This window comes from Micromonospora antibiotica, assembly GCF_017599305.1.
Classification (GTDB): domain Bacteria; phylum Actinomycetota; class Actinomycetes; order Mycobacteriales; family Micromonosporaceae; genus Micromonospora; species Micromonospora antibiotica.
Genome location: NZ_JAGFWR010000003.1, coordinates 420,308 through 442,862, shown reverse-complemented (window position 1 = coordinate 442,862; position 22,555 = coordinate 420,308). Strand labels below are relative to the sequence as shown.

The 22,555-nt window shown below is 76.2% G+C and carries 11 protein-coding genes; 6 read left to right on the top strand and 5 right to left on the bottom strand.

Annotation, left to right across the window (positions count from 1 at the left end):
• Nucleotides 1-64: 64 nt before the first annotated feature.
• Nucleotides 65-1,648, top strand: a complete 1,584-nt coding sequence (locus tag JQN83_RS10010) for a DUF4139 domain-containing protein (RefSeq protein ID WP_208566781.1) — start codon at nt 65-67, stop codon at nt 1,646-1,648.
• 49 nt (nt 1,649-1,697) lie between these two features.
• On the opposite strand, the gene JQN83_RS10005 is transcribed toward JQN83_RS10010, so the two are convergent.
• From JQN83_RS10005 to JQN83_RS09995, 3 genes are all read right to left on the bottom strand, one after another.
• Nucleotides 1,698-3,230, bottom strand: coding sequence for a polysaccharide deacetylase family protein (locus JQN83_RS10005; protein ID WP_208566780.1), 1,533 nt, complete (start codon nt 3,228-3,230; stop codon nt 1,698-1,700).
• 112 nt (nt 3,231-3,342) lie between these two features.
• Nucleotides 3,343-4,719, bottom strand: coding sequence for a glycosyltransferase family 2 protein (locus JQN83_RS10000; RefSeq protein WP_208566779.1), 1,377 nt, complete (start codon nt 4,717-4,719; stop codon nt 3,343-3,345).
• A gap of 1 nt (nt 4,720) precedes the next feature.
• On the bottom strand, nt 4,721-6,079 hold the full coding sequence (locus tag JQN83_RS09995; RefSeq protein WP_208566778.1) for a nucleotide sugar dehydrogenase: 1,359 nt from the start codon (nt 6,077-6,079) through the stop codon (nt 4,721-4,723).
• 631 nt (nt 6,080-6,710) lie between these two features.
• Between JQN83_RS09995 and JQN83_RS09990 the strand changes: the two genes are divergently transcribed.
• Genes JQN83_RS09990 through JQN83_RS09970 form a run of 5 tightly spaced genes read left to right on the top strand, consistent with a single transcriptional unit; the run spans nt 6,711 to nt 18,891 of the window.
• Nucleotides 6,711-7,586, top strand: coding sequence for a DUF4132 domain-containing protein (locus JQN83_RS09990; protein WP_208566777.1), 876 nt, complete (start codon nt 6,711-6,713; stop codon nt 7,584-7,586).
• Nucleotides 7,583-12,331, top strand: a complete 4,749-nt coding sequence (locus JQN83_RS09985; RefSeq protein ID WP_208566776.1) for a hypothetical protein — start codon at nt 7,583-7,585, stop codon at nt 12,329-12,331. The genes JQN83_RS09990 and JQN83_RS09985 overlap by 4 nt, the downstream gene beginning before the upstream one ends.
• Nucleotides 12,328-13,491 (top strand): AAA family ATPase, encoded by a 1,164-nt coding sequence (locus JQN83_RS09980; protein WP_208566775.1) that lies wholly within the window; start codon nt 12,328-12,330, stop codon nt 13,489-13,491. Before JQN83_RS09985 ends, JQN83_RS09980 begins: the two co-directional genes overlap by 4 nt.
• Entirely contained in the window at nt 13,475-17,026 is a 3,552-nt protein-coding gene (locus JQN83_RS09975; RefSeq protein WP_208566774.1) for a vWA domain-containing protein, read from the top strand. The genes JQN83_RS09980 and JQN83_RS09975 overlap by 17 nt, the downstream gene beginning before the upstream one ends.
• Nucleotides 17,023-18,891: a hypothetical protein gene (locus tag JQN83_RS09970; RefSeq protein WP_208566773.1), complete on the top strand. Its 1,869-nt coding sequence runs from the start codon at nt 17,023-17,025 to the stop codon at nt 18,889-18,891. The genes JQN83_RS09975 and JQN83_RS09970 overlap by 4 nt, the downstream gene beginning before the upstream one ends.
• 58 nt (nt 18,892-18,949) lie before the next feature.
• On the opposite strand, the gene JQN83_RS09965 is transcribed toward JQN83_RS09970, so the two are convergent.
• Entirely contained in the window at nt 18,950-19,219 is a 270-nt protein-coding gene (locus tag JQN83_RS09965; protein WP_208566772.1) for a phosphopantetheine-binding protein, read from the bottom strand.
• The gene (locus tag JQN83_RS09960; protein ID WP_208566771.1) at nt 19,219-22,533 is read right to left on the bottom strand and encodes a non-ribosomal peptide synthetase; all 3,315 of its coding nucleotides are present in this window, start codon (nt 22,531-22,533) and stop codon (nt 19,219-19,221) included. Before JQN83_RS09960 ends, JQN83_RS09965 begins: the two co-directional genes overlap by 1 nt.
• Nucleotides 22,534-22,555: the final 22 nt, after the last annotated feature.

Here is a 22,555-nt window from a genome sequence, read left to right as displayed (position 1 = left end):
CCACCGGACCCCGCCACCGACCGGCAGCGCGGGTCACGAGCGCACCCCGGCTACCCTCGCCGCCGTGGACGCTGTGGAGATCGAAGCACCCGTGGTCGCGGTCACCGTCTATCCGGACCGGGCCCGGGTCACCCGCCGGGGGAGCACCCGGTTGACCGCCGGGGAACACCGGATCCGGATCGCCCCCCTGCCGCTGCGGCTGCGCCGGGACTCCCTGCGCACCGGGGGCGGGGGCGCGGTCACCGTCCTCGGGGTGGAGGTGAGCACCTGGCGGCAGCCCCGCAGCACCGACGGTCAGGTCGACGCGCTCACCCGGCGGGCCCGGGAACTGGCCGACGCCCTGGCCGAGGTCGACGACGACGCCGAGGTCGAGACGCAGCGGCGACAGTTCCTCACCCGGCTGGCCGACCGGGCCGGCGGCACGTACGCCCGCACGCTGGCCGCCGGTGACACCGCCCCGACCGACGTGGCCACCTTCGCCGACGCGGTGGCCGCCCAACTCGCCGAGTCCCACCGCCGTCGACGCGGGCTGGCCCGGCGGCGCACCGAGCTGACCGAGGAGTTGGCGGCCGTCGAACGGGAGCTGGCCGCCGCGAACGGCAAACGGGAACCGGACCGGCTGGCCGCCGAGGTGACGGTGGCGGTGGACGCCGACGACACCGGCGTGGACCTGGAGCTGAGCTACCTGGTCGACGGGGCACGCTGGGAGTCCTCCTACGACCTGCGGCTGGTCGAGGAGACCATGTCGGTCACCTGGTTCGGTCTGGTCACCCAGGACACCGGCGAGGACTGGCCGCAGTGCGCGCTGCAACTCTCGACCGCCCGGCCGGCGGCGGCTGCCGGCGTACCCGAGTTGCCGCCCTGGTATCTCGACCGGGTGCGGCCGGTGCCGGTGCCCCGGACGGCGGCGAGCTTCGGCGCACCACCGCCCCCCGCGCCCGCCGCCGCCCCGGCCGGTGGTGGTGGGGTGGCCCGCGCGGGTGCCCCGCGCCCCGCGGTGCGGGAGAGCGTGGCCGAGGTCGAGCAGGGGGTCACCGCGGCCACCTACCGGCCGGCCCGCCCGGTGGCGGTGCCCGCCGACGGCAGCGCGTACCGGGCCGTCATCGCCGTGCTGGACCTGCCTGTCCGCCTCGACCACGTGACCGTGCCGGTCCGGGCCGCCGAGGCGCACCTGCGGGCGACGGTCCGCAACACCTCGGCGCACACCTTGCGCGCCGGCCCGGCGGCGGTCTTCCACGGCGCCGACTTCGTCGCCGCCACCCGGCTGCCGACGTGGGCGCCCGACGAGGAGACCGAGCTGGCGCTCGGGGTGGACGACCGGGTCCGGGTGGAACGGGAGCTGACCCGGCGGGCCGATACCCGGGCCACCCTCGGCTCCACCCGGCGGCGGGACGTGGAGTACCGGATCAGCGTGGCCAACCACACCCCCCGGCCGGCGACCGTCGAGGTCCACGACCAGCTGCCGGTCTCCCGCGACGAGGCGGTGGCGGTCCGGGAGGCCGCCCTGACCCCGCCGCCGGACGAGCGTACCGAGCTGGGCGAGCTGACCTGGCGGTTGCGGCTCGGCCCGGGCGAGAGCGGCGAGATCACCCTCGGTTTCCGGGTCGAACTCGGCAAGGGGGTCGACCTGGCCGGCTGGCGGGAGTGACCGCCGCTCCCGCCGCGACCCGCCCGGCCGGCCGGGCGGGTCGCGGCGGTCACCCGACGGCCGTCACGGTGAGTGCGGCGACCGACGGGTGGGGCCGCCCCTGAGCGTCGTCGATCGCCACGGCCAGCCCGCCGGTGGCCCCGGGCCCGGTGGGTGTGACCACCCGCAGGGCCGGGCCGCCGTCGACCCGGGCCACCGTCTCCCCGTCGCGCACGGTGACCGCGAGCCGGTGGGTGGCCGCCGGATCCAGCGCGGCCTCGGCGACCACCCGGCCGTCGCGCAGCAACGCCACCCGGCCGTGGGCCACCCGCACCGACACCGTGGCGTCACCGTTCACCCCGACCAGCACGGTCACCGTGCCGCCGTCGGCGCGCAGGCCACGCACCGTGGCGTCGGCCGTGTAGCCGGTCCAGTCCGCGCTGGCGTACGCGAGCAGGGTGCCGTAGGCGCGGCGGGGGCTGTCGGCGGGGAACCGGCCGCCGGTCAGCGGGGACAGGTCGGTCATCGGCTCGCCGTGCTGGTCGCGCCAGTCCCAGGCGCGGGCGAACGGGTCGGTCACCTCGGCCGGCACACCCGTGCGTTCGACGACCGCGCTGACCAGTTCGGCGGCGTCGGTCGTGGCGTACACCTCGGCCCGCTCGACCTGCCCGTCGGCCGCCGACCGGCGGCTGCCCGGTTGCGGGGCGAGCGACTTGTTGGTCAGCGCGCCGACGAACCGGGCGGCGATCAGGTCGCGGCTGAACGCGGCGGCCTGCGGGTCGGTCGTCGCGTCCCCGATCTCGGAGAACGGGTATGCGAACAGGCGCGGCCGGGGCAACCCGTGGGTGGTGAACGCGGCGAACATCGCATCGAAGTCGGCGGTGAGCCGCTGCCGGTAGGCGGCCAGGCTCTCCTGGGTGCCGGTGGTCGGCTCCCACCGCCGGTGGGTCAGCGGGGAACCGAGCCGCCCCGGCGCGGTCTGTACCCGGGTGTGCAGGTCGTGGGTGTGCGCCTGGAAGTCCCACCGGCCGGAGCGGCGCATCCGGTCGATCTCCGCCCAGCTCAGGTAGTACGGCCGGTGGGTGCCCACCTGCGCGGTGATCAGGTAGGAGGCGGCCACCATCCGGTGCCGGCGCAGGATCGGGTCGGCGTACGACCACAGGCCCCGGGTGCCGTCGTCGAAGGTGAGGTAGACCGAACGGGCCGGCACCTCGCCGCCGCGCAGGTAGTCGACGTACTGGGCCGAGGAGATCGTCCGGTAGCCGGCGGTGCGCAGTGCGGTGAGCTGGGCGTCGAACGCCTCCGGGGTGACCACGTAGTGTTCCCGGCCGCCCGGCGTGGTCGCCGCCGGGTCGTCGCCGTGCGGTCGGATGTCGTGGTAGGCCACCACCACCGGCGCGGCCCGCTCCGGCAGCCGCCCGGCTGTCTCGGCGAAGCGGCGCAGGTCGGCGGGGTCGACCCGGGTGACCGGGGTGTCGTGCTGGCCGCTGACGTGGCGGCGCAGGTCGTCGAGGTACCAGGACACCCCGAAGGGCGCCGCCACCACCAGCAGGGTGACCAGCGACAGCAGTCCGCCGAGCGTGCGGGGCCACAGCCGGCTCACCGGAGCACCTCGCCCCGGGAGAAGACCACCGCGTAGAGCAGCACCAGCACCGCCGCCCCGGCGAGGGTGAGCGCCACCCGGGCCAGCCGGCTCAGCAACCGCCGTCCGGCGTTCACACCGTGCTCCGCGACCACACGCCACGCCGGATCGTCCCCACCGACCAGGGCAGCAGCCAGGACAACATGGTGGCGGAGAGCACGCTCATCAACGGCCGGTACGCCCAGCGCGGGTCACCGGGGTTGTCCAGCCGGTAGGCCAGCCCCCACGCGGTGCCCTTGAGCAGCACCCCGCACAGGTAGAGCAGCGGCACCGCCCACCAGCCGCGCAGCGGCGCCCAGACCAGGTGGGAGAAGGCCATCGCCGGGGCCAGCGCCACCCACAGCGCGTGTCCGTAGTAGAGCGCGGCCGGGCCGGGCCCCCGCCGCCACATGAACGTGCCGGTGAAGAACAGGTTCCGCACGTAGCTCTTCTTCCAGCGGGTCTGCTGGCGCAGGAACGGCCGCAGCCGGGCCGGCACGGTGGTCCACACCTTCGCCGAACGCACGTAGCCGACCCGCCAGGCGCGGGGCGGGTGGTCCTCGTCGCGGACGAACGGCGAGTCGGCGAAGCGCGCCTTGAGCCGGTCGCCGATCCAGCGTTGCCCCAGCACGTAGCCGGTGAGCTGCCGGTCGGTGGCGAACCGGAACTCGCCGCCGAGGAACCGGTCGGCCGCCCAGGCGGGCAGGTAGTTGAGCACCGCCTCCCGTCGGAACACCGCCAGCGGGCCGGAGACGCAGGTGACCGCCCCGAACGACGCCTCGGCAGCCTTGGAGACCCGGAACTGGCCCTCGTACCAGACGTCCTGGACCCGGGTGAGCAGCGACTCGTCGGGGTTCAGCGCGCGGGCGTGGCCGCTGACCGCGCCGAGGTCGGGTTGCCGCAGCAGGGCCTCGACGCAGCGGCCCAACGCGTCCGGGGCGAGCACGCAGTCGGAGTCGGTGAAGGCGAGCACGTCGCCGGTGGCGTACCGGGCGGCGTGCACCAGGGCCCGCTTCTTACCGACGTTGCGCGGCAGGTGCAGCACGGTGACCGGGAGTTCGGCGGCGAGCCGGTCGAGCACCTCGGCGGTGCCGTCGGTGGAGCCGTCGTCGACCACGATCACCTGCAACGGGCGGATGTCGCTGCCGGTCATCGACCGGACGCACGCCTCGATGCCGTCCGCCTCGTCCTTGACCGCCACCAGCAGGCTCACCGTCGGGGCCGGCGGCAGCGGCGGGAACGTGGCGGCGTGCCGGGGCTGCGCCGGGGCCTCGGCGGGGTCGACGTAGCGGGCGTAGGCCAGGTAGAACACGGCGACGGTGGCGGTGAGCACGGCGAAGCCGTAGAACGCCAGCAGCGGGGCGTACGGCAACTGGGGCAGTTGCCGGGCCAGCAGCACGATCAGCGGCAGCAACGCGAGCACGGTGAGCAGCCGGCGCAGGCCACGCCGGACGGGGGCGGTCACCGGCATCTCAGACGACCTCCCGCCGGGGCAGCCCGGCCAGCCGGTAGGTGGCGTCGAGCACCATCGGCTGCCCGCGCAGCCACGCCTCGTCCAGGCCGGACTGGCTGGTGTGCACGACCACCAGGTCCCACTCCCGGTCGGCCGGGTCGGCGACCCGGTGCAGGGTCTGGCCGTCGGGGGTGCGGACCGTGTCGACGAGCTCGTCGACGAAGCCGACGTCCGCGCCGGCCCGGACCAGCTCACCGATGATCTCCAACGCCGGGGACTCCCGTACGTCGGCCACCCCGGGCTTGTAGGTCACCCCGGCGAGCAGCACCCGGGCGCCGAGCAGCGGGCGGCCGGCCCCGGCGAGCAGTTCCCGGATCCGGTCGACGACCCGGCGGGGGCGGGCGGCGATACCCCGCATCGCGGTCTCGATCAGGGGCGCCTCCCGGCGTTGGCCGCGTACCTGCCACAGCAGGTAGTGCGGGTCGCAGGGGATGCAGTGCCCGCCCACCCCGGGGCCGGGCTGGAAGGCCATGAACCCGTACGGCTTGGTGTCCGCCCCGTCGATCACCTCGGTGACGTCCAGGTGCAGGTCCCGGCAGAGGTCGGCGAACTCGTTGGCGAGGGCGATGTTGACCGCCCGGAAGGTGTTCTCCAGCAGCTTGGTCATCTCGGCGGCCTCGGGGGAGCCGAGCCGGTGCACCAGGGGGGTGATCCGGGACAGCGCGGTGGCGGCCCGTGCGGTGCAGTCCGGGGTGGTGCCGCCGACGACCCGGGGGGTGAGTTCCTGGCGGTGCCGGTCGTTGCCGGGGTCGACCCGTTCCGGGGCGAAGGCCACGAAGACCTCCTGCCCGACCCGCAGGCCCCGGGCGGCCAGCGGCGCGACCAGCAGCTCCCGGGTGGTGCCGACGTAGCTGGTGGAGGTGAGCACGATGGTCTGGCCGGGGCGGGCGTGGGCGACCACCGCCGCGCAGGCCGCCCGCAACGCGGTGAGGTCGGGGGCGAGGTGCCGGTCGACCGGCGTGGGTACGCAGATCAGCACCGTGTCGGCGTCGGCGATCTCACCGACCGCGGTGGTGAGGCGCAGCGCGGGATCGGTGGCCCGCAACGTCTCCCGGAGCCGGTCGTGGTCGTCGTCGAGCAGGTCGGCGCGACCGGCCCGGATGTCGTCGAGCCGGTCCGGGGAGATGTCCACCCCGATCACCCGGGAGCCGCTGGCGACCAGGGCCAGGCTGGTCGGCAGGCCCACGTAACCGAGGCCCACCACGGCGGTACGCGCCCCGGGGGCGGTGGTGGCGGTGGCCGGCTCCGGTGGGGCGGCCGGGGCCGTCGGGGCGCTGGTCGGGACGTCGGACCGGGCGGCGGGCAGAAGCTGCGACATGGTCGGTGACCCTCACGGACGGTGAACGGGGATGACCCAAGAGTGCGACCAGCCCACCCCCGTCGGCTGTCCGACGAACAGTCGTCACGAAGCGAAAAGACTACGGTCGGTGACCGTCCGTTCGGTCAGTTTTCGGCGTGCTACCTGCCCGGAAGCGGTGTTGCCGCCTGGAAGTCCTGACCGGCGGTGGTCTCCGGCGCATCATGGGTCCCGCCCGTCCCACCGCTGTCACCGGCCGGTGCGGAGTAAGAATCATCACTGGCGGTGAGCCGTCGATCGTGCGCAACCCGCCGGGCCGGCGGTCCGACCGGTCGGCCGTTCCCCGGCTCCACGGCCCCGCGTGTCGCCGCGGGAGCGCCCGGGCGGGGCGGGCCCGATCCGGCGAGCCGTGTGGTTCGCTGCCGCTGCCGCTGCCGCTGCCGCTGCCGCCGGGGGCGACGGGCGACGGGCGGGTGTGGTGTCGCCCGGCTGCTCCGACGGGTACCCCGGGCAACCCCCGTCGATGGTCACCCACGGTGACGCAGCGGTGCCGGCTGCCGGGTGCCGCCGCGTGGCGGGACGACGGCCCGGCTTTGTCGCCCGGGTGGGCTAGCCTCCGGTGTCTTAACCCACCGAGCCATGGGGTGTCCACATGGGATGGTCAGAGGTGTCGGGTGGCTACCAGGTCACTCTCCGCGATGGTGATGTCGTCGCCCGCAACGCCAAGGGACGGGAACTCCGTTCCGTGCCGGCGTCCCTGCGCGACGACCCGACCGTGGTGGGGCTGCGTCAGCTCACCGAGTGGCTGACCCGGCACGAGGGCCAGTGCCGCACGGACATCGAACGCTGGATGGTGCGTTCGCTGCCGGTGCCGGTCGCGGTCCTGACCGAGGTGTGGCCGGACGAGGCGTGGCGCACCGCGCTGACCGACCTCGTCGTCGTGGTGCTCGACGACGACGGCCACCGGGACCCGGACGGCGTGGGTCTGCTCCGCGAGGTCGGCGACGGTCAGGTCGGGCTGGTCGACCTCGACGGTGACTCCGTCCGCCGGGCCGCCCGACGGATCGTCATCCCCCACCCGGTCACCCTCGACGACCTCGACGACCTCCGGGAGTTCGCCGCCGAACTCCAGGTCCGCCAGTCCGTCGACCAGCTCTTCCGGCAGACCTGGGTGCGGGGGCCGCAGGTCGACGCGACGGCGACCCGGTTCGGCGACTACGCCGGCGGCCGGTACGACCAGCTGCGCCACCTGACGGCCCGCGCGACGAAGCTCGGCTACCCGGTGCGCGGCGGCAACGCGGTGTGCCGGATCGTCGAGGACGGGCGCACCGTCGAGGCCCGGTCGTGGGTCGGCGCGGAGGACCCGTACTTCGAGACCGAGACCGGTGACCTCGTCTTCACCGACCGGCACGGCACCGCCCTGCCGCTGGGCGCGGTCGGCCCGGTGGCCTGGTCGGAGGGAACCCGGATGGCCGCCGCGCTGTACGCCGGCCGGGTCGTGGCAGCAGAGCAGGAGGAGGACCGGTGAGCATCGACGCGATGGACCTGTTGGAGGCGGGCGCGGTGCTGCCCGTCGGCACGGTGGTGGCCAAGGACGACACCACCGACACCCTGACCGCCCGCCGGTACACCCACCCCGTCCTCGCCGGACGGACCGTGGTCCGGCTGGTCAGCGAGGCGCTGGGCGAGGCCGAGGACCTGTCCATGGAGTTCCTCGGCTTCGACCGGCCGCAGCGGGTGACCCCGGTCGGCGTGGTCCGCCAGCAGGCGCTCGGCTTCCCGGCCTGGGCGCTGGTCCACGACCCGGCCAACGGGCACCACGCCCTGGCTCTGGTCAAGGAGATCGAGCGGCTGGCCCGTACGGCGCGCTCCCGGGTCGGCCCGGCCAAGGACGGCTTCAACGCCCTCGGGGAGCGGCTGGCCCGGTCGGTGCCGCACTTCCTGCCCACGTTCTACGAGGAGGCCGGTCGGGCGTTCCTCGCCGCCGACAGCGTCACCCACGCGGCGACCATGTTCGGCAAGGCCCGCGACGCCGAACGCGCCTACGGGCTGACCATCGACGAGGACCGCCAGCACGCCGTGTTCCTGGAGTTCGCGCTGGCCGGGGCGCTGACCGCGAAGGCGCTCTCCGGTCACGCCCGGGACCTCGCGACCCGGCGTTCCGCCGCCGACGCGTACGCGATGTTCCTGCGGCTGTGCGTGGAGCGCACCCTGGGTGGCCTGCCCCCGTACGCGGCGATGCACACCGACCTGCGCCGGCTGGCCCGCGCCGCCGGGCTCGACCCGGCCGCCGAGGACGAGCGGGTACTCGGCGAACTGCTGGCCGCGCCCGCGCTCAACCGGTCGCCGGAGGCGTTCTGGAACGCCTACCGGGCGTCGTTGGCCCGGCTCGCCGCGAACGACCCCGCCCTGCGCGGCCGGCTGCTCGGCCTGACCCCCCAGCACTGCGGCGACGACGTCTGGCTGGAGGTGCTGGAGTCGGCCGGCGCCACCGAGGCGCTGACCGGGCCGGCGGGCGGCGTCCCCGCCGAGGCCGAGTCGCCGGACGGGCCCGCCGGCTGGCTGCGCCGCTTCGACGAGCACCGGGAACGCCGCTCGTGGCGGGTCCGCAAGCGGCACCCGGGGCTGCTCGCCCTGGTGGACCGGATGGCGGGACGGCTCAAGGCCGACGGGGTGCCGGTCGTTCTCTGCCGCGCCCACGACACCGTGGACCTCGACCTGCTCGACACCTGCCTGGCGCTGGGGGTGCCCGTCGCGGATCCGGCCGACGACGTCCGGCACCGGCTGGAACTCTGGTTCTCCGACGACACCGACGGCCGGCGTGACCTGGTCGCCGTGGCCGCCGACCCCCGGTTCCTGCCGGTGCTCGTCGAAGGCGTCGAACGGCGACTGCGCACCGGCGCGCGCGACCAGCGCGACCCGACGCCCCGGGTACGGGAGATCGTCGCGGTGCCCGGCCTACGGACCGCCCTGCGCAGCTGGCTGGACACCCTCGCCGACGCCGTCGGGCGGCAGGGGTTGCCGACGCTCGACCAGCACCTCGACCGGGTCGGCACCGTCGCCTGCCCGACCGGCTTCGCCGTCAACCCCGACGCGGTACGCCGGCTCGTCGACCACGACCTCGGCCCGGTCCTCGGCCGTACGCTGCGCTCCGGCCTGCTCGACGAGTACGGCTGGCCCGCCCTGGACACCGCCGCCGAACGGCTCACCGAGTCGACCACGGACGTGCAGCTCACCGGGCAGTGGCCGAACCTGCTGCTGCTCACCGGCGACCTGGTGACGGTCATCGGGCCGGACGCCGTGGAGCAGGAACACCTGATGCGGATCCCGGCCGGGGAGAACCGGTACCGCTGGCGGCTGGTGCTGCGCCACGTCGACGGGCAACTGCTGGTCTGCTGGGACCGGGGCCGGGACCGGGCCGCCTACTGGAGCGGCACCCCGGACGACGTCTTCACCCTCGCCGACGACGCCTTCACCACCTACCCCCAGCTGTCGCTGCCGCTGCCCGGCGGCGGGCGCACCATGGGGCGGCGTCCGTTGCGGGTCGGCGACCGGGCCGAGCGGACCGGTGGCCGGGTCATCAGCGACGGCACCACCTACTGGCTACGCGCCGCCGACCACCCGCTGGGCTGGCAGGAGTACGACCCCACGACGGGCGAGCGTGGACGGTTCTCCCGGCCGACGTTCTTCGAGGACGGCACCGTCGACGGTCGACCCCTCGACGCCGGCGCGTCCTGGCTGCGCCCCACCGAGTCGTCCGACAGTCCGCTGGGCCGCGCCGACGGGCTCGCCGGCTGGCGGGTGCGGCGCGGGGCGGACGGCGGCTGGTCCGGCGAAGCCGTGAACGGGCGGTCCTTCGCCCTGCCGGCGGATGCCTCCGACGGCAGGCTCGCGGCGGCGGTGCAATTCCCCGGCGCGGACACCACCTTCGGACTGCTGCACGGTGGCCGGGGCGCGAACGGCGAGCTGCTGCTCTGCGCCGAGGACGGCTTCCTGCTCGGGCGCTACCCGGCCGGTGGTGAGCGGTCCGCCTTCGCCGCCGGCAGCCGGCTGGTGCCGCCGGCGGAGTACTGGCACTTCCTGCGACCCCGCGACGAGGCCGGCTCGGCGGCGCTGCGCGGCGTCACCGACGCGCAGGCCGGCGCCCTGCTGGCCGAGGCGGCCGGGCTGGACGCCGCCCAGGTGCGTGCCCTGGTCGGCCGGCACCTGCCGCAGCTCACCGCGCCCGCCCTCGTCGCCGGGGTCGCCGGGCTCGTCACCCGGGCCGCCGAGCAGGTGACGCGGCTGCGGACGCTGGCCGCCGTGCTCGACGGCGAGCAGGACAACGCGCTGCCCGCGCAGGAGGCCCCGGCCGGGTCGCCGGCGGTCGACCGGCTGCTCTCTGAAGGGCTCGCCGGGCTGATCCAGTACTGCTACGCCGCGGAGGACAGCTCCCTGCGGCTGATCTCCCGCGCGGGTGCCGCGCTCACCGGCACCGACCCGACGCCTGCCGCCCGGGTCCAGCTGGACGGTGACCTCGACTGGTTCGACCTGCTGGGGGTGCTGCCGGCCGCGATGTACCGGGCGGTGGCCCCGATCTGTCTGTCCGAGGTCCGTGAGGCGCTGCTGACGCTGCTGGAGGTGTGCGCCCGTTCCGGGCTCCTCGCCCCGGGCAGCCGACTGCGGCGGGTCACCCTGGTCGCCGACGGCAACCAGCCGCTCGACCACGTCCGGGGACAGGTGCTGACCGAGGCCGGCCGGCGGTTGCTGGTGCTCGCCGTCGACACCGACGACCGTGAACTCGACGTGCTCGACTGGACGCCGACCGGACGGTTCTCGGCGGTGTCCGGCTTCCGGATCACCGAGGAGCGGATCCTGCCGACCGGTGACGTCACGCCGCAGCGGATCGACGAGTTCGTCCGGCTCGCCCGGGCCAACGAGCCGATGGAGTGGCAGCCGGAGTGGGCCCGCACCCTGTCCGACGCGGCGGGCATGAGCTACGCCGAGGCGGTGCTGCTGCTGGCGGGCCTGCCCCGGCTCGTGTGGGAGAGGGCCCCCGCCGAACTGCTGACCGTCCTGGAACTGCCCGACCCGGCCGTCCCCGCGGCGGCGGCCCGGTTCTGGGGCACCGGCGGTCGCGGCCGGCAGGTCTTCGCCAACCTGCTCGGACGGCTGATCCCCGAGGACCCGGCGCGGCTGTGGGTCGACGGGCCCCGGCAGGATCTGATCGTTCAGGAGTGGGTGCGGCGGCACGGGCCACGGCGACCCGTGTCCGACGAGTTGATCGTCGGAGTGGACAAGGCCGGGGTGACCAGCCCGCTCCCGGCCTCGACGGTGCTCCACTGGGTCGCCAACGCGGCCACCGGCCGGTGGTTGGCCGGGTCCGACACCGGTGTCGACGACGACGACGCGCTGATCGCGCTCACCAGGACGCTGCCGTGGCTGGCGTACCACCTGGCCGTCGACGACCCGATCCGGGCGGCGCTGCCGGTCGCCGCCGACCTGGCCCGGCAGCGGTTGGCCGACCCCGGCTTCACCATCTTCGTCGGGCACGTCGACGGCACGAAGCTGCCGGCGTTCACCGCCGCGTTCGGCCTGCCGGTGACGACCGGCCCGGCCGGCACCGAGGTCGGCCCGGTGCTGATCCCGCCGACCGACCGCTGGCACCGGGTCCGGTTGTACCCGTCCCGGCTGTCCGGAACGGACGATCCGGCGGTGGCCGTGCTGCGGGCCCGCCTCGACCACGTCAACGAGCAGCTGCTCGCGGCGCTGCGGGCGCTGGTCGGCGGCCAGCTCACCGAGGTGGTGTCGCACGTCGTCCCGGCGATGGATGACGGCTTCGCGCAGGACCCGACCCGGTCCGCCCCTGAACTGGTCGCCACGGTCGCCACGACGCTCGGGCTGGGTGCCGACGCGGCGGCGCTCTACCTGCAACTGCTCGCCCTGCCCGACCCGACCGACCGCAACGTCGCCCGGTGGACCGGCTGGAAGCCGGCCCGACTCAAGGCGGCCCGCGCCGAGTTGGCCGCGACCGGGCACGTCGTGGTGGCGAAACGGCCCCGGGCCGGGCGGTCGCTGTTCCTGCCCGGCGGCTGGTTGGCGCTCAAGGCGCCGCTGCTGCCGCTGGAACGGTGGAAACTCCCGCTGCTGATCGGGGGCGAGGGTGGCGTGACCGCGTTGGGCATCGTCTCCCCGGTCGCCCCCGCGCCCCGCCTGTTCGCGCTCGCCTGGGCCCGGCTGCGCGACGGCGACGCACCCCGCTTCGACGATCTCGTTACGGAAGGCCGCCGATGACCACCACGACCACCCCGACGGCGCGTCAGGTCGAGCCGGCCGAACACGCCCACGCCACCGAGCTGGCGTTCCTCGCCGCGTACGACGACGGGGCCCGGCCGCCGGGCTGGCGGTTGACCCCCCGTGCCGTCGTCACGTTCATCGTCGGCAGCGCCGGTGTCCCGCTGGAACTGCCCCGACAGGCCCGCCGCGACGACCTGCCCCGCACCCTGACCGTGGCCGCCAAGTTCGTCGGGGAACGGGCACTGGTCGAACGCTGCGTCGTCACCCTCGCCGGGGAGCGGGGCCTGCTGCTCGTCGGCGAACCGGGCACCGCCAAGTCGATGCTGTCGGAGCTGCTGTCCGCCGCGATCTGCGGCAGCAGCGAACTGGTCGTGCAGGGCACCGCTGGCACCACCGAGGACCAGCTCCGCTACGGCTGGAACTACGCGCTGCTGCTCGCACACGGGCCGAGCGCCGCCGCGCTGGTGCCGTCGCCGATCCTGTCCGCGATGCGTACCGGCGCGGTGGCCCGGGTGGAGGAGATCACCCGCTGCCTGCCGGAGGTCCAGGACGCGCTGGTGTCCATCCTGTCCGACCGGCGGATCGCGGTGCCCGAGCTGTCCGGCACCGCCGACGCCACCGTCCCCGCCGCGCCCGGGTTCACGCTGATCGCCACCGCCAACCTGCGTGACCGGGGGGTGTCGGAGATGTCGGCGGCGCTCAAGCGCCGGTTCAACTTCGAGACCGTCGGCCCCATCGGTGACCTGGCCCAGGAGATCGCCCTGGTGCAGCGGCAGGCCCGCGCCACGCTGGAGCGGGTGCAGGCCCCCTTCGCGGTCGACGAGGCCGTGCTGGAGGCCCTGGTCACCGCGTTCCGGGATCTGCGCGCGGGTCGGTCGGTCGAGGGCTGGGAGGTGGAACGGCCCTCCACCGTGATGAGCACCGCCGAGGCGGTGGCGGTCGCATCGTCGCTGGCGCTGGCGGCGGCCTACTTCCCCGGCGACCGGGACGTGTTGTCGCTGCTGCCGGGGCACCTGCTCGGCGTGGTCCGCAAGGACGACCCGGCCGACGGGGCCAAGCTGCTCGGCTACTGGGACGGCGCGGTGCGGCGACGGGCCGAGGACGGTGCGCGGCTGTGGCGGCAACTCTGGGAACTGCGCGATGTCCTCGCCGACTGAACCGCCGTCCCCGGCCGGGCCGCCGTCGCCGCGCGCCGAGCAGGTGCCCGCCGGGCCACCGGCGGAACCGGTCGACCCCACGGTCGCGGTCACCGCGCTGGCCGGGCACCGGCGGCCCTACCTGATCGGGGTACGCCACCACTCGCCCGCGCTGGCGGTGGCCCTGCCCCGGCTGCTGGCCGGGTACCGGCCCGAGGTGCTGCTCCTGGAACTCCCACCGGAACTCGGCGAGTGGCTGCCGTGGCTCGCCGACCCGGCCACCACCGCCCCGGTGGCGCTGGCCGGGGTGGTCGGCGAGGGCGGGGGACCGGCGTTCTACCCGTTCGCCGACTTCTCCCCGGAACTGGTCGCGGTGCGCTGGGCCGCTCGTAACGGGGTTCCGGTCGTACCGTGTGACCTGCCGTTGGCGGACGCGGCCTGGGGGGAACGCGAGCCGGGTGCCGCCCCGGCGCCGGGCGTGTCGTTCGCCGACGCGCTGCGCGCGCCGGGCAGCGGGCGGGCCGACGAGGACCTGTGGGACCGGTCGGTCGAGGCCCGCGCCCCGGGCGCCGACCCGGAGGCGGTACGCCGGGCGGCGCTCGCGGTCGGCTGGGCGATGCGGGCCGACGCCGAACGGGGGACCGGGGTGTCCCCCCTCGACCTGCGGCGGGAGGCACGGATGCGGCAGTGCCTGGCGGAGGCGGGGCAACGTCGGGTCGCCGCCCTGGTCGGCGCGTTCCACGCCCCGGCGCTGCTGACCGGTGCGCCGGCCCCGTCCCGGGCCGGCCCGGCCGGTGCGTCGTCGGTGGTGACGTCGCTGGTGCCGTACACGTTCGGGTTGCTCGACGCCCGGTCGGGCTATCCGGCGGGCATCCGCGATCCGCAGTGGCAGCAGTCGGTCCTCACCGCCGCCGGCGACCCCGCCGCGGTCGAGTCGGCCACGACCGCCGCCGTGGTGGCCGTCTGCGCGGCGATCCGCCGGGCCGGCCACCCGGCCGGTCCCGGCGAGGCCCGGGAGACGGTCCGGCTCGCCCTCGACCTGGCCCGAATGCGCGGCCTGCCCGCACCGGGCCGGGGTGAACTGGTCGAGGCGATCCAGAGCGTGTTGGCCCACGGCGAGGTGCTCGGTCGGGGTCGGGCGGTGGCCCGCGCGATGGAGGAGGTACTCGTCGGGGACCGGCGCGGCGCGCTGGCCCCCGGTGCCCCCCGCTCCGGGCTGGCCCCGGCGGTGCGGGAACTGCTGGCCCGGTTGCGACTGCCCGGGGCCGGCGACCCGGCCAGGGAGCTGCGGTTGGACCCGCTGCGTTCGCCGCTGGACCGGCGGCGGGAGATCACCCTGCACCGGCTGACGGTCTGTGGCGTCGGCTACGCCACGCCGGTCGCCGGCACGGGGGTCGGCGGGGTCGACCCGGTCACCACCCGCTGGCGGGTGGAGTGGTCGCCCCGGACCGAGGCGACCATCGAGGTGGCCGGGCTGCACGGGGTGACCCTCGGCCAGGCCGCTGAGGGTGCGTTGGTGCAGCGGCGACGGCGGGAGCGGGCCGAGGACGGACCGACGGTGACCGCCCTGATCGCCGGGCTGGAGGACGCCGCCCGGTGCGACCTGGCCGGGTTGGCCGCCCGCCGGCTCGCCGAGGTGGCGGTCACCGTACCGGCCGAGGGCACCCTCGGTGAACTGGTCGCCGCGTTGGCGCTGCTCGACCGGTTGCGCCTCGGCCACCTCCCGGGCACGTCGGCGCTGCCGGCGGACGAACTGGGCCGGGTCGTCGAGGCGTTGGAGAGCGCGGCGGTCCGGCAGGTCGACGGGCTGCTCGGCGCCGAGGACGTTTCCGACGCGGAGGCGTTGGCAACGCTCGCCCAGCGGGCCGACGCCGCCGGGGCGGGGCTGCGCCTGGCCGACTGCCTGGCCCGGCTCGCCACCGGGGGTTCGCCGCTGATGGCCGCCGCCGCCGGGGCGGTCCAGGTCCTGCTGGGCCTGCGGGAGCCGGCCGCCTACGGGCGGCTCGTCACGTCCTGGCTGGACACCGCGACGACGCCCACCGGACGCCAGCAGCTGCAGGGCCACCTGACCGGGTTGCTGGTCGTCGCCGAACCGCTGCTGCGGGCCAGCGACGAGGTGCTCGACGGGCTCCTGGAACGGGTCGAGACCCTGCCCGACGAGGAGTTCCTCACCCGGCTGCCGGCGCTGCGCGCCGGCTTCCACGTGGTCAGCCCGGCCGGGCGGGACCGGCTGCTGGACGCGGTCCGGGAACGACTGGACGACACCGGCCCAGCCGCCGACGTCGCGGTGCTCGACGACCCGGACGCCCTGCTGGTCCGGCTGCACGCCGACGCGGCGGGCCGCCGGGCGCTCCTGGCGCAGGGTCTGCTCGCCGCCGAGCCGGCGGACCCGTCGCCGCAGCCGCCGACGGTCACCGACGCGACGCGGCCGGCCGCCCGGCGTACCCCGGCCGGTGGGTTGTCGACAGTGGACCGGTGGCGGCTGGTGCTCGGCCGGGAGTCGACCCGGGTCGGGCCGCGCGCCCGCCGCTACGCCACCGCGCTCGACGAGCTGTACGGGGCCGGCCGGGGTGAGGGGGCCGGTGCCGAGGCGGCCGGTCGCGCCGGCCGGGAGGCGTCCTTCCCCGGCGTACGGGAGTGGGCGCAGGAACTGTCCGCCCTGTTCGGCCCCGGGGTGCGCGAGGAGGTGCTGGCCCGGGCGGTGGAGGCGGGGCGGCTGGACGCGGTCACCGAACTGGACCCGGCGGCGGTCCGCCCGTCGGTCGAGCTGCTCCGTGACGTGCTCACCCTCGCCGGTGGCCTGCCGGAGTCCACGGTGGCGCGGCTGCGCCCGCTGGTGGCCCGGATCGTGGCGGAGCTGACCCGGCAGTTGGCCGCCCGGCTGCGCCCGGCGTTGACCGGGTTGACGACCCCCCGCCCCACCTACCGGCCGGGCGGCCCGCTGGACCTGCCCCGGACGCTGCGCGCCAACCTGACCACCGCCCGCCGCGACGGGCAGGGCCGGGTGACGCTGGTGCCGGAGCGGCCGGTGTTCCGCACCCGGGCCCGCCGGGGGGTCGACTGGCGGCTGGTGCTCGTCGTCGACGTCTCCGGCTCGATGGAGGAGTCGGTGATCTGGTCGGCGCTCACCGCCGCGGTGCTGGCCGGTGTCCCGGCGCTGAGCACGCACTTCGTCGCCTTCTCCACCGAGGTGGTGGACCTGACCGAGCGGGTGGACGACCCGCTGGCCCTGCTGTTGGAGGTCAGCGTCGGCGGGGGCACGCACATCGCGGCCGGGCTGCGCTACGCCCGGTCCCTGGTCACCGTGCCGCAGCGGACGATGGTGGTGGTGATCAGCGACTTCGAGGAGGGGTACCCGATGGGTGGTCTGCTGGCCGAGACCCGGGCGTTGGTGGAGGCGGGCTGTCAGGTGCTGGGCTGTGCCAGCCTGGACGACACCGGCCGTCCCCGCTACTCGGTCGCAGCGGCGGGTCAGCTGGTCGCGGCGGGGATGCCGGTCGCCGCGTTGAGCCCGCTGGAGCTGGCCCGGTGGGTCGGCGAGCAGGTGCGGCGGTGACCGGCCTGCCGCCGGTGACCGCGCCGGTGCTGGCCGAGGCCCTGGAGGCGCTGCCCGCCCGGCTGCGCCGCAAGGTCGACGACGCGGTCGCCCGGGCCGCTGGCTGGCCGGTCACCGGCACGGACGGCGGGGCGACGGTCCGGGTCGACGAGGCGACCACGGTGACCCTGGTGACGGCCGACGGGGTGGTGCGCCGCGCCGCCGACGCCCGGTGCAGTTGCCTGCTCGCGCCGAACTGCCTGCACCGGATGGCGGTGCTCGCCCTGGCCCCGGTGGACGACGCGGCCCCGGTGGACGACGCGGCCGCCATGAACGACGCGGCCCGGGTGGACGACGCGGCCGCCGGCCGGCCCGTCGATCCGGCTTGCGCCACCGAACCGCCCGCCGGGGTGACCGGTGACGCGGTGGCGGAGGGTGCCGGGTCGCCGCCCGCGCCCACCGGGCGGCAGCGGACCGCCGCCGACGGGCTGTGGCAGGTGAGCGTGGCGGTGCTCGGGGCGGGGATCGTCGGCTGCGGGGTGGTGCTGCGGACCGCCCTGCTGCGGGCTGTGCACGAGGCCCGGGCCAACGGGCTGCACCGGGCTGCCGCGGCCGGCACCCGGGTCGCGGCCGGGCTGCGGGCCGCCCGGGAGGGCGAACCCCAGCACCGGCTGGCCGACCTGACCGACGACCTGCGGGAGCTGCTGGCGGTGTCCCGCCGGCTGCGTGGGGAGACGCCGGCCGGTGACCTCGGCGCGTTGCTGGGCACCGCCCGGCGGGCCTACGACCCGCAGGCCGGCCTGCGACTGTACGGGCTCTGCACGGTCCCGATGGTGGCCGATTCCGGGTACGCCGGGGTGGTCACCTACCTGGCGGACCGCGACGGTCGACTCTGGACGGTCGCCGATCTCGCCCCGGGTGACGCGGGCCGGGCCGCCGGCGCGGGTGACGCGACCGTGGCGGTGGGCGAGTCGGGGCTCAGCCACCGGCAGCTCACCCGGGCCGGGCTGGTGGTGTCCGGCGGCACCGCCTCGGAGTCGGGGCAGTTGGGTGCCGGGCGGGCGGTCCGGGCGGCGCGGGCCGCCGGGGTGGGCTGGGCCGAGGAACCCCTCGCCGGGCTCTGGGCGCAGCCCCTGCCCGACCAGGTCCGGCGGGCCTTCGGCGCGGTGACCCTGCCGCTGCCGGAGCGCCCGGCCGGTGCCGACCTGCTCTTCCTGACCGTACGGGTGCTGGGTGGGCACGACCACACCGTCCTGGTCGACACCGCCGACGGGGCGGTCCTGACGCTGACCGTCGCCGACGAGCACGCCGCCCTGCCGCACCGGGCCAACCTGCGCCTGCTGGGGCAGGCGGTGGGGGCGCGGCTGCGCCTGGTGGGTCGGCTCGATCCGACCCGCCGGGCGACCGTCCAGGCGCTCGCCGTGGGACCGGTCGACGACGGGCCGGGGATCACCCTGCCGGTGAGCTGGGCGGGTCACGCCGATCTCGGCTACGACCGGCTGCACACGAGCCAGCTCCGGACGGCGGACGTTGCGGCGGTGCCACCGCCCGACCGGCTCGCGGCCCCGGACCCGGCCGTGCCGCGTCCCCGGCTCGGCGATCCCGCCCTGGAGTCGTTGCGCCGGCAGGTGGAGCGGGTCGTCTCGGGTGGCCGGGCGATCCAGGCGTTGGCCGACCCGACGGAGCGGAAGCTGCGGCTGGCCCGCCTGGACCTCGGCGCGCATCTGCTCGCCGCGATGGGATCGGCGGCCCGGGCCCGACCCCGGGATGCCTTCGGGCGGCTCACCGACGACGACGGGCAGGCGTTCGCCGCGTCGTGGCTGGCGTTGGCGGTCTACGAGGAGGCGGCGTCCCGGGCGTCGGCGGAGGCGTCCTGGCTGCCCTGACCGTCCACGCCCGGCCGGGTCATCCGCCGGTCGGCCCGGCCCGCCCGGGTCGGGCCGGTCAGCGGGCGTCGTCGGGTACGGCGGTGGACAGCAGCGTGACCAGGTCGTCGAGGGTGTCCAGGGGCCGGCCGGGACCGTTCAGCTCGACCTCGACGTCGTACTCCAGCTCGATCGCGTCGACCATGCGGAGCAGGCCGAGCGAGTCGACGCCGAGAGCGACCATCGAGCCGCCGGTGAGCAGGTCGGTGGCCGCGACGTCGCCGCCGGTGGCCTCGCTGACCAGGTCGGCGAGCCGCCCCCGCAGGTCGGTGGTGTCGTTGGTGTCCATCAGCGCTCCTTCACGGACGGCCGGACGATCTCGGCGATCTCGGCGATGGTGGGGGTGTCGAAGAAGGCGTCCAGGGGCACCTCGACGCCGAGTCGTTGCCGGATGCGGCCACTGATCCGGGTGATCGTCAGCGAGTGGCCGCCCAGGTCGAACAGGTCCTCGTGCACGCCGATGTCGGGGATCCGCAGCACCTCCTGCCAGATCAGCCGCAGCTGGGTCACCACCGGATCGTCGTCCCCGACCGGCATGACGGCCCCGCCCCGTGCCGGGTCGCCGGGCGGCCCACCGGTCCCGGTCGTGCCGGGTGCTCCGATGCCGGGCGTGCCGGTGGCGCCGGGCGTGCCGGGTGCTCCGGTGCCGGGCGCGACGGTGGTGCGGGGCGCGAGGATGGTGCCGGGGGGATCGTCGGTGGTGCCGGCCGGGGGCGTCGCGGTGCCGGCCGGGCGGGTGGGGTCGGTGACCGGTGGCCGGGGGAGGTCCACGGCGAGGTCCCGGGCGGCCAGGGCGGCCCGGTCGACCTTGCCGTTCGGGCTCGACGGCAGCCGGTCGAGCGGCACGAAGTCGGTCGGCAGCACGGCCTGCGGCAGGCTCGCCGCCAGGTGCCGGCGCAGCTCGGCCGGTGCCGGGTCGGTGCCGGTGCGGGCCACCAGGTAGGCGACGAGCCGGGGCCCGTCGGCGTCCGGGCGCAGCACCGTCGCCGCGCCGGCCACGGCCGGATGGTCGAGCAGCCGGGCGTCGATCTCACCCAACTCAATTCGGTGTCCCCGGATCTTCACCTGGTCGTCGGTGCGGCCGAGGAATTCCAGCCGCCCGTCGGGCAGCCACCGGCAGCGGTCGCCGGTGCGGTAGAGCCGCTCCCCGGGCCGCCCGAACGGGTCCGGCACGAACACCTCGGCGGTCCGGTCGTCGCGGCCGAGGTAGCCGGCGGCCAACCCGACGCCGGCCAGGTGCAGCTCACCCGGCACCCCGATCGGCACCGGTCGTCCCGAGGCGTCCAGCAGGTACGCCCGCACGTTCGGCAGGGGCCGTCCGATGGTGACCTCGTCGGGATCGGCGGGGACGTCGGCCATCGTGGCGTACACCGTCGCCTCCGTCGGGCCGTACCCGTTGATCAGGCGGCTGGTGCGGGCCCGCAGGTCCCGGGCGAGGGCGACCGGCAGGGCCTCCCCGCCGGTGACCGCGACCAGCGGCGGGGTGGGCCCGGCGGCGTCCGGTGCGGGCGTGCCGAGGCCGGCCTCCAGCAGCACCCGCCAACCCGACGGGGTGGCCTGGGCGTGGGTCACCCCGGTGGTGTGGACCAGCCGCAGCACGCCCGCGCCGTCGAGGGGGCCGACCGTCGAGGCGACGACCACCCGGCCGCCGGTGACCAGCGGCAGGAAGACCTCCACGGTGGAGATGTCGAACGACAGCGAGGTCAGGTGCAGCCACCGGTGTGCCGGGCCACTGCCCAGCAGGTCCCGGACGCCCAGCAGCAGGTTGGTCAGCGCCCCGTGCCGCACCGACACACCCTTGGGTCGGCCGGTCGAGCCCGAGGTGTAGAGCACGTAGGCCAGGTCGTCGGCGTCCGGCGGCACGGCGGGGGCGACCGGCGTCGGCCCGGTGAGCAGGTCGATCCCGTCGAGGGCGAGGGTCGGCCAGGTCAGCGCGGTCGCCGTCGGCGTCACCACCAGTGTGGGGGTGGCGTCGGCGAGGACGAGTTCCCGGCGGGCCGGCGGGTGCTGCGGATCCACCGGCAGGTACGCGGCCCGGCAGCGCAGCACCGCCAGCAGGGTGACCACCGCCCGCCAGGACCGGTCCAGGGCGACCGCGACGAGTGACCCGGGCCCGACCCCGCGTTGGCGCAGCAGCCCCGCCAACCGGTCGGCGGCGGCGTCGAGCTGGGCGTAGCTGAGGGTCAGGTCGTCGTCGACCACGGCCGGCGCGTCCGGGTCGGCGGCGACCCGGGCGGCGAAGAGGCCGGGCACGCTCGCCCCGGCGGGGTACGCCCGGCCGGTGTCGTTCCACACCCGGGTGACCCGGTCGAGTTCCCCGGCGGGCAGCACCGGCAGCTGCGCCACCGGCCGGTCCGGGTCGGCGACCACGGCGGCGAGCAGGGTACACAGGTGCGCCCCGATCCGGCGTACCGCGTCGGTCGGGATCGCCGCCGGGCTGTGCTGGAGGCTGACCGTGGGGCCGGTGGGGGCGTCCACGATCTGCACGTGCAGGGCGTTGCGGGCGGCGCCGCCGAACAGCGTCCAGTCGACCGCTGCGGTCACCCCGGGGAAGACCGGTTCCGCGCCGCGCCGCCGGTAGCCGACGCTGACCGGGGTCACCGCCGGGGCGGGCCGCAGACCGGGCACCGCGTGGGCCAGCGGCACGGCCCGGTGCCGGTACACCTCGCGCAGCCGGACCCGCACGGCGCGGGCGTACGCGCGGAACGTGCCGTCGGCCGGGTCGACGGTGACGGGTAGTTCGTTGACGAACAATCCGATCCGGCCGGCCTGTTCGGGGGTACGGGTGGACAGCGCCACCCCCACCGGCGTGCCCTGGTTGCCGTACCGCCCGAGCAGGGTGTGCAGCGCGGCGAACAGCAGCTCGAAGCGGGTCACCCCGAGCGACCGGGCCGCCGCGTCGAGGCCGTCGACCACGTCGGCGGGCAGCGCCACCTCGACGGCGACGCCGGGTTCGGCGCCGGTGGGCAGCCGGCGCAGGCCGGGCAGCACCACGTCACCGGGGCCGGACCAGTGCCGCGCCCAGAAGTCGCGGGCGGCGGGCAGGTCGACGGCGATCCGCTGTTGGTCGACCGCCGCGCGGCCGGCGTGGTCGTCGCCGGGCTGTTCCGGGCCGGTGTCGGCGGGCCGCTCCGGGCCGGCGGACCGGGCGGCGGCGTATCCGGCGGCCAGGTCGTGGACCAGCACGTCCTTGGAGGTGCCGTCGAAGACCAGGTGGTGCGCGGTGACCAGCAGCAGGTGGGCACCCGTCGTCCCGGTCAGCAGGGTGAACCGGGCCAGCGGGCCGGTCCGCAGGTCGTACGGCCGGGCGATCTCCTCGGCGATCCGGGCGTCGGTCAGCTCCCCGAAGGTGACCGCCGGGCGGGTGTCGGCCGGCGTCAACCGGGGGGTGCCGTCGTCGTCGGTGCCGACCCGGGTGGCCAGGACCGGATGCCGGGCGACCGTCGCCGCGCACGCCGCGACGAGGGCCGCCCGGTCCAGCTCCGCGCCGAACCGGATGCCCAGCGCCAGGTGGTACGCCGTGCCGGCGACCCCGGCCTGTTCGGTGAACCAGACGGCGTGCTGCGCGAAGGTCGCCTCGGCGGTGCCCACATGCTCTCCCATGGTCGTGCTGTCGGTGCGGGTG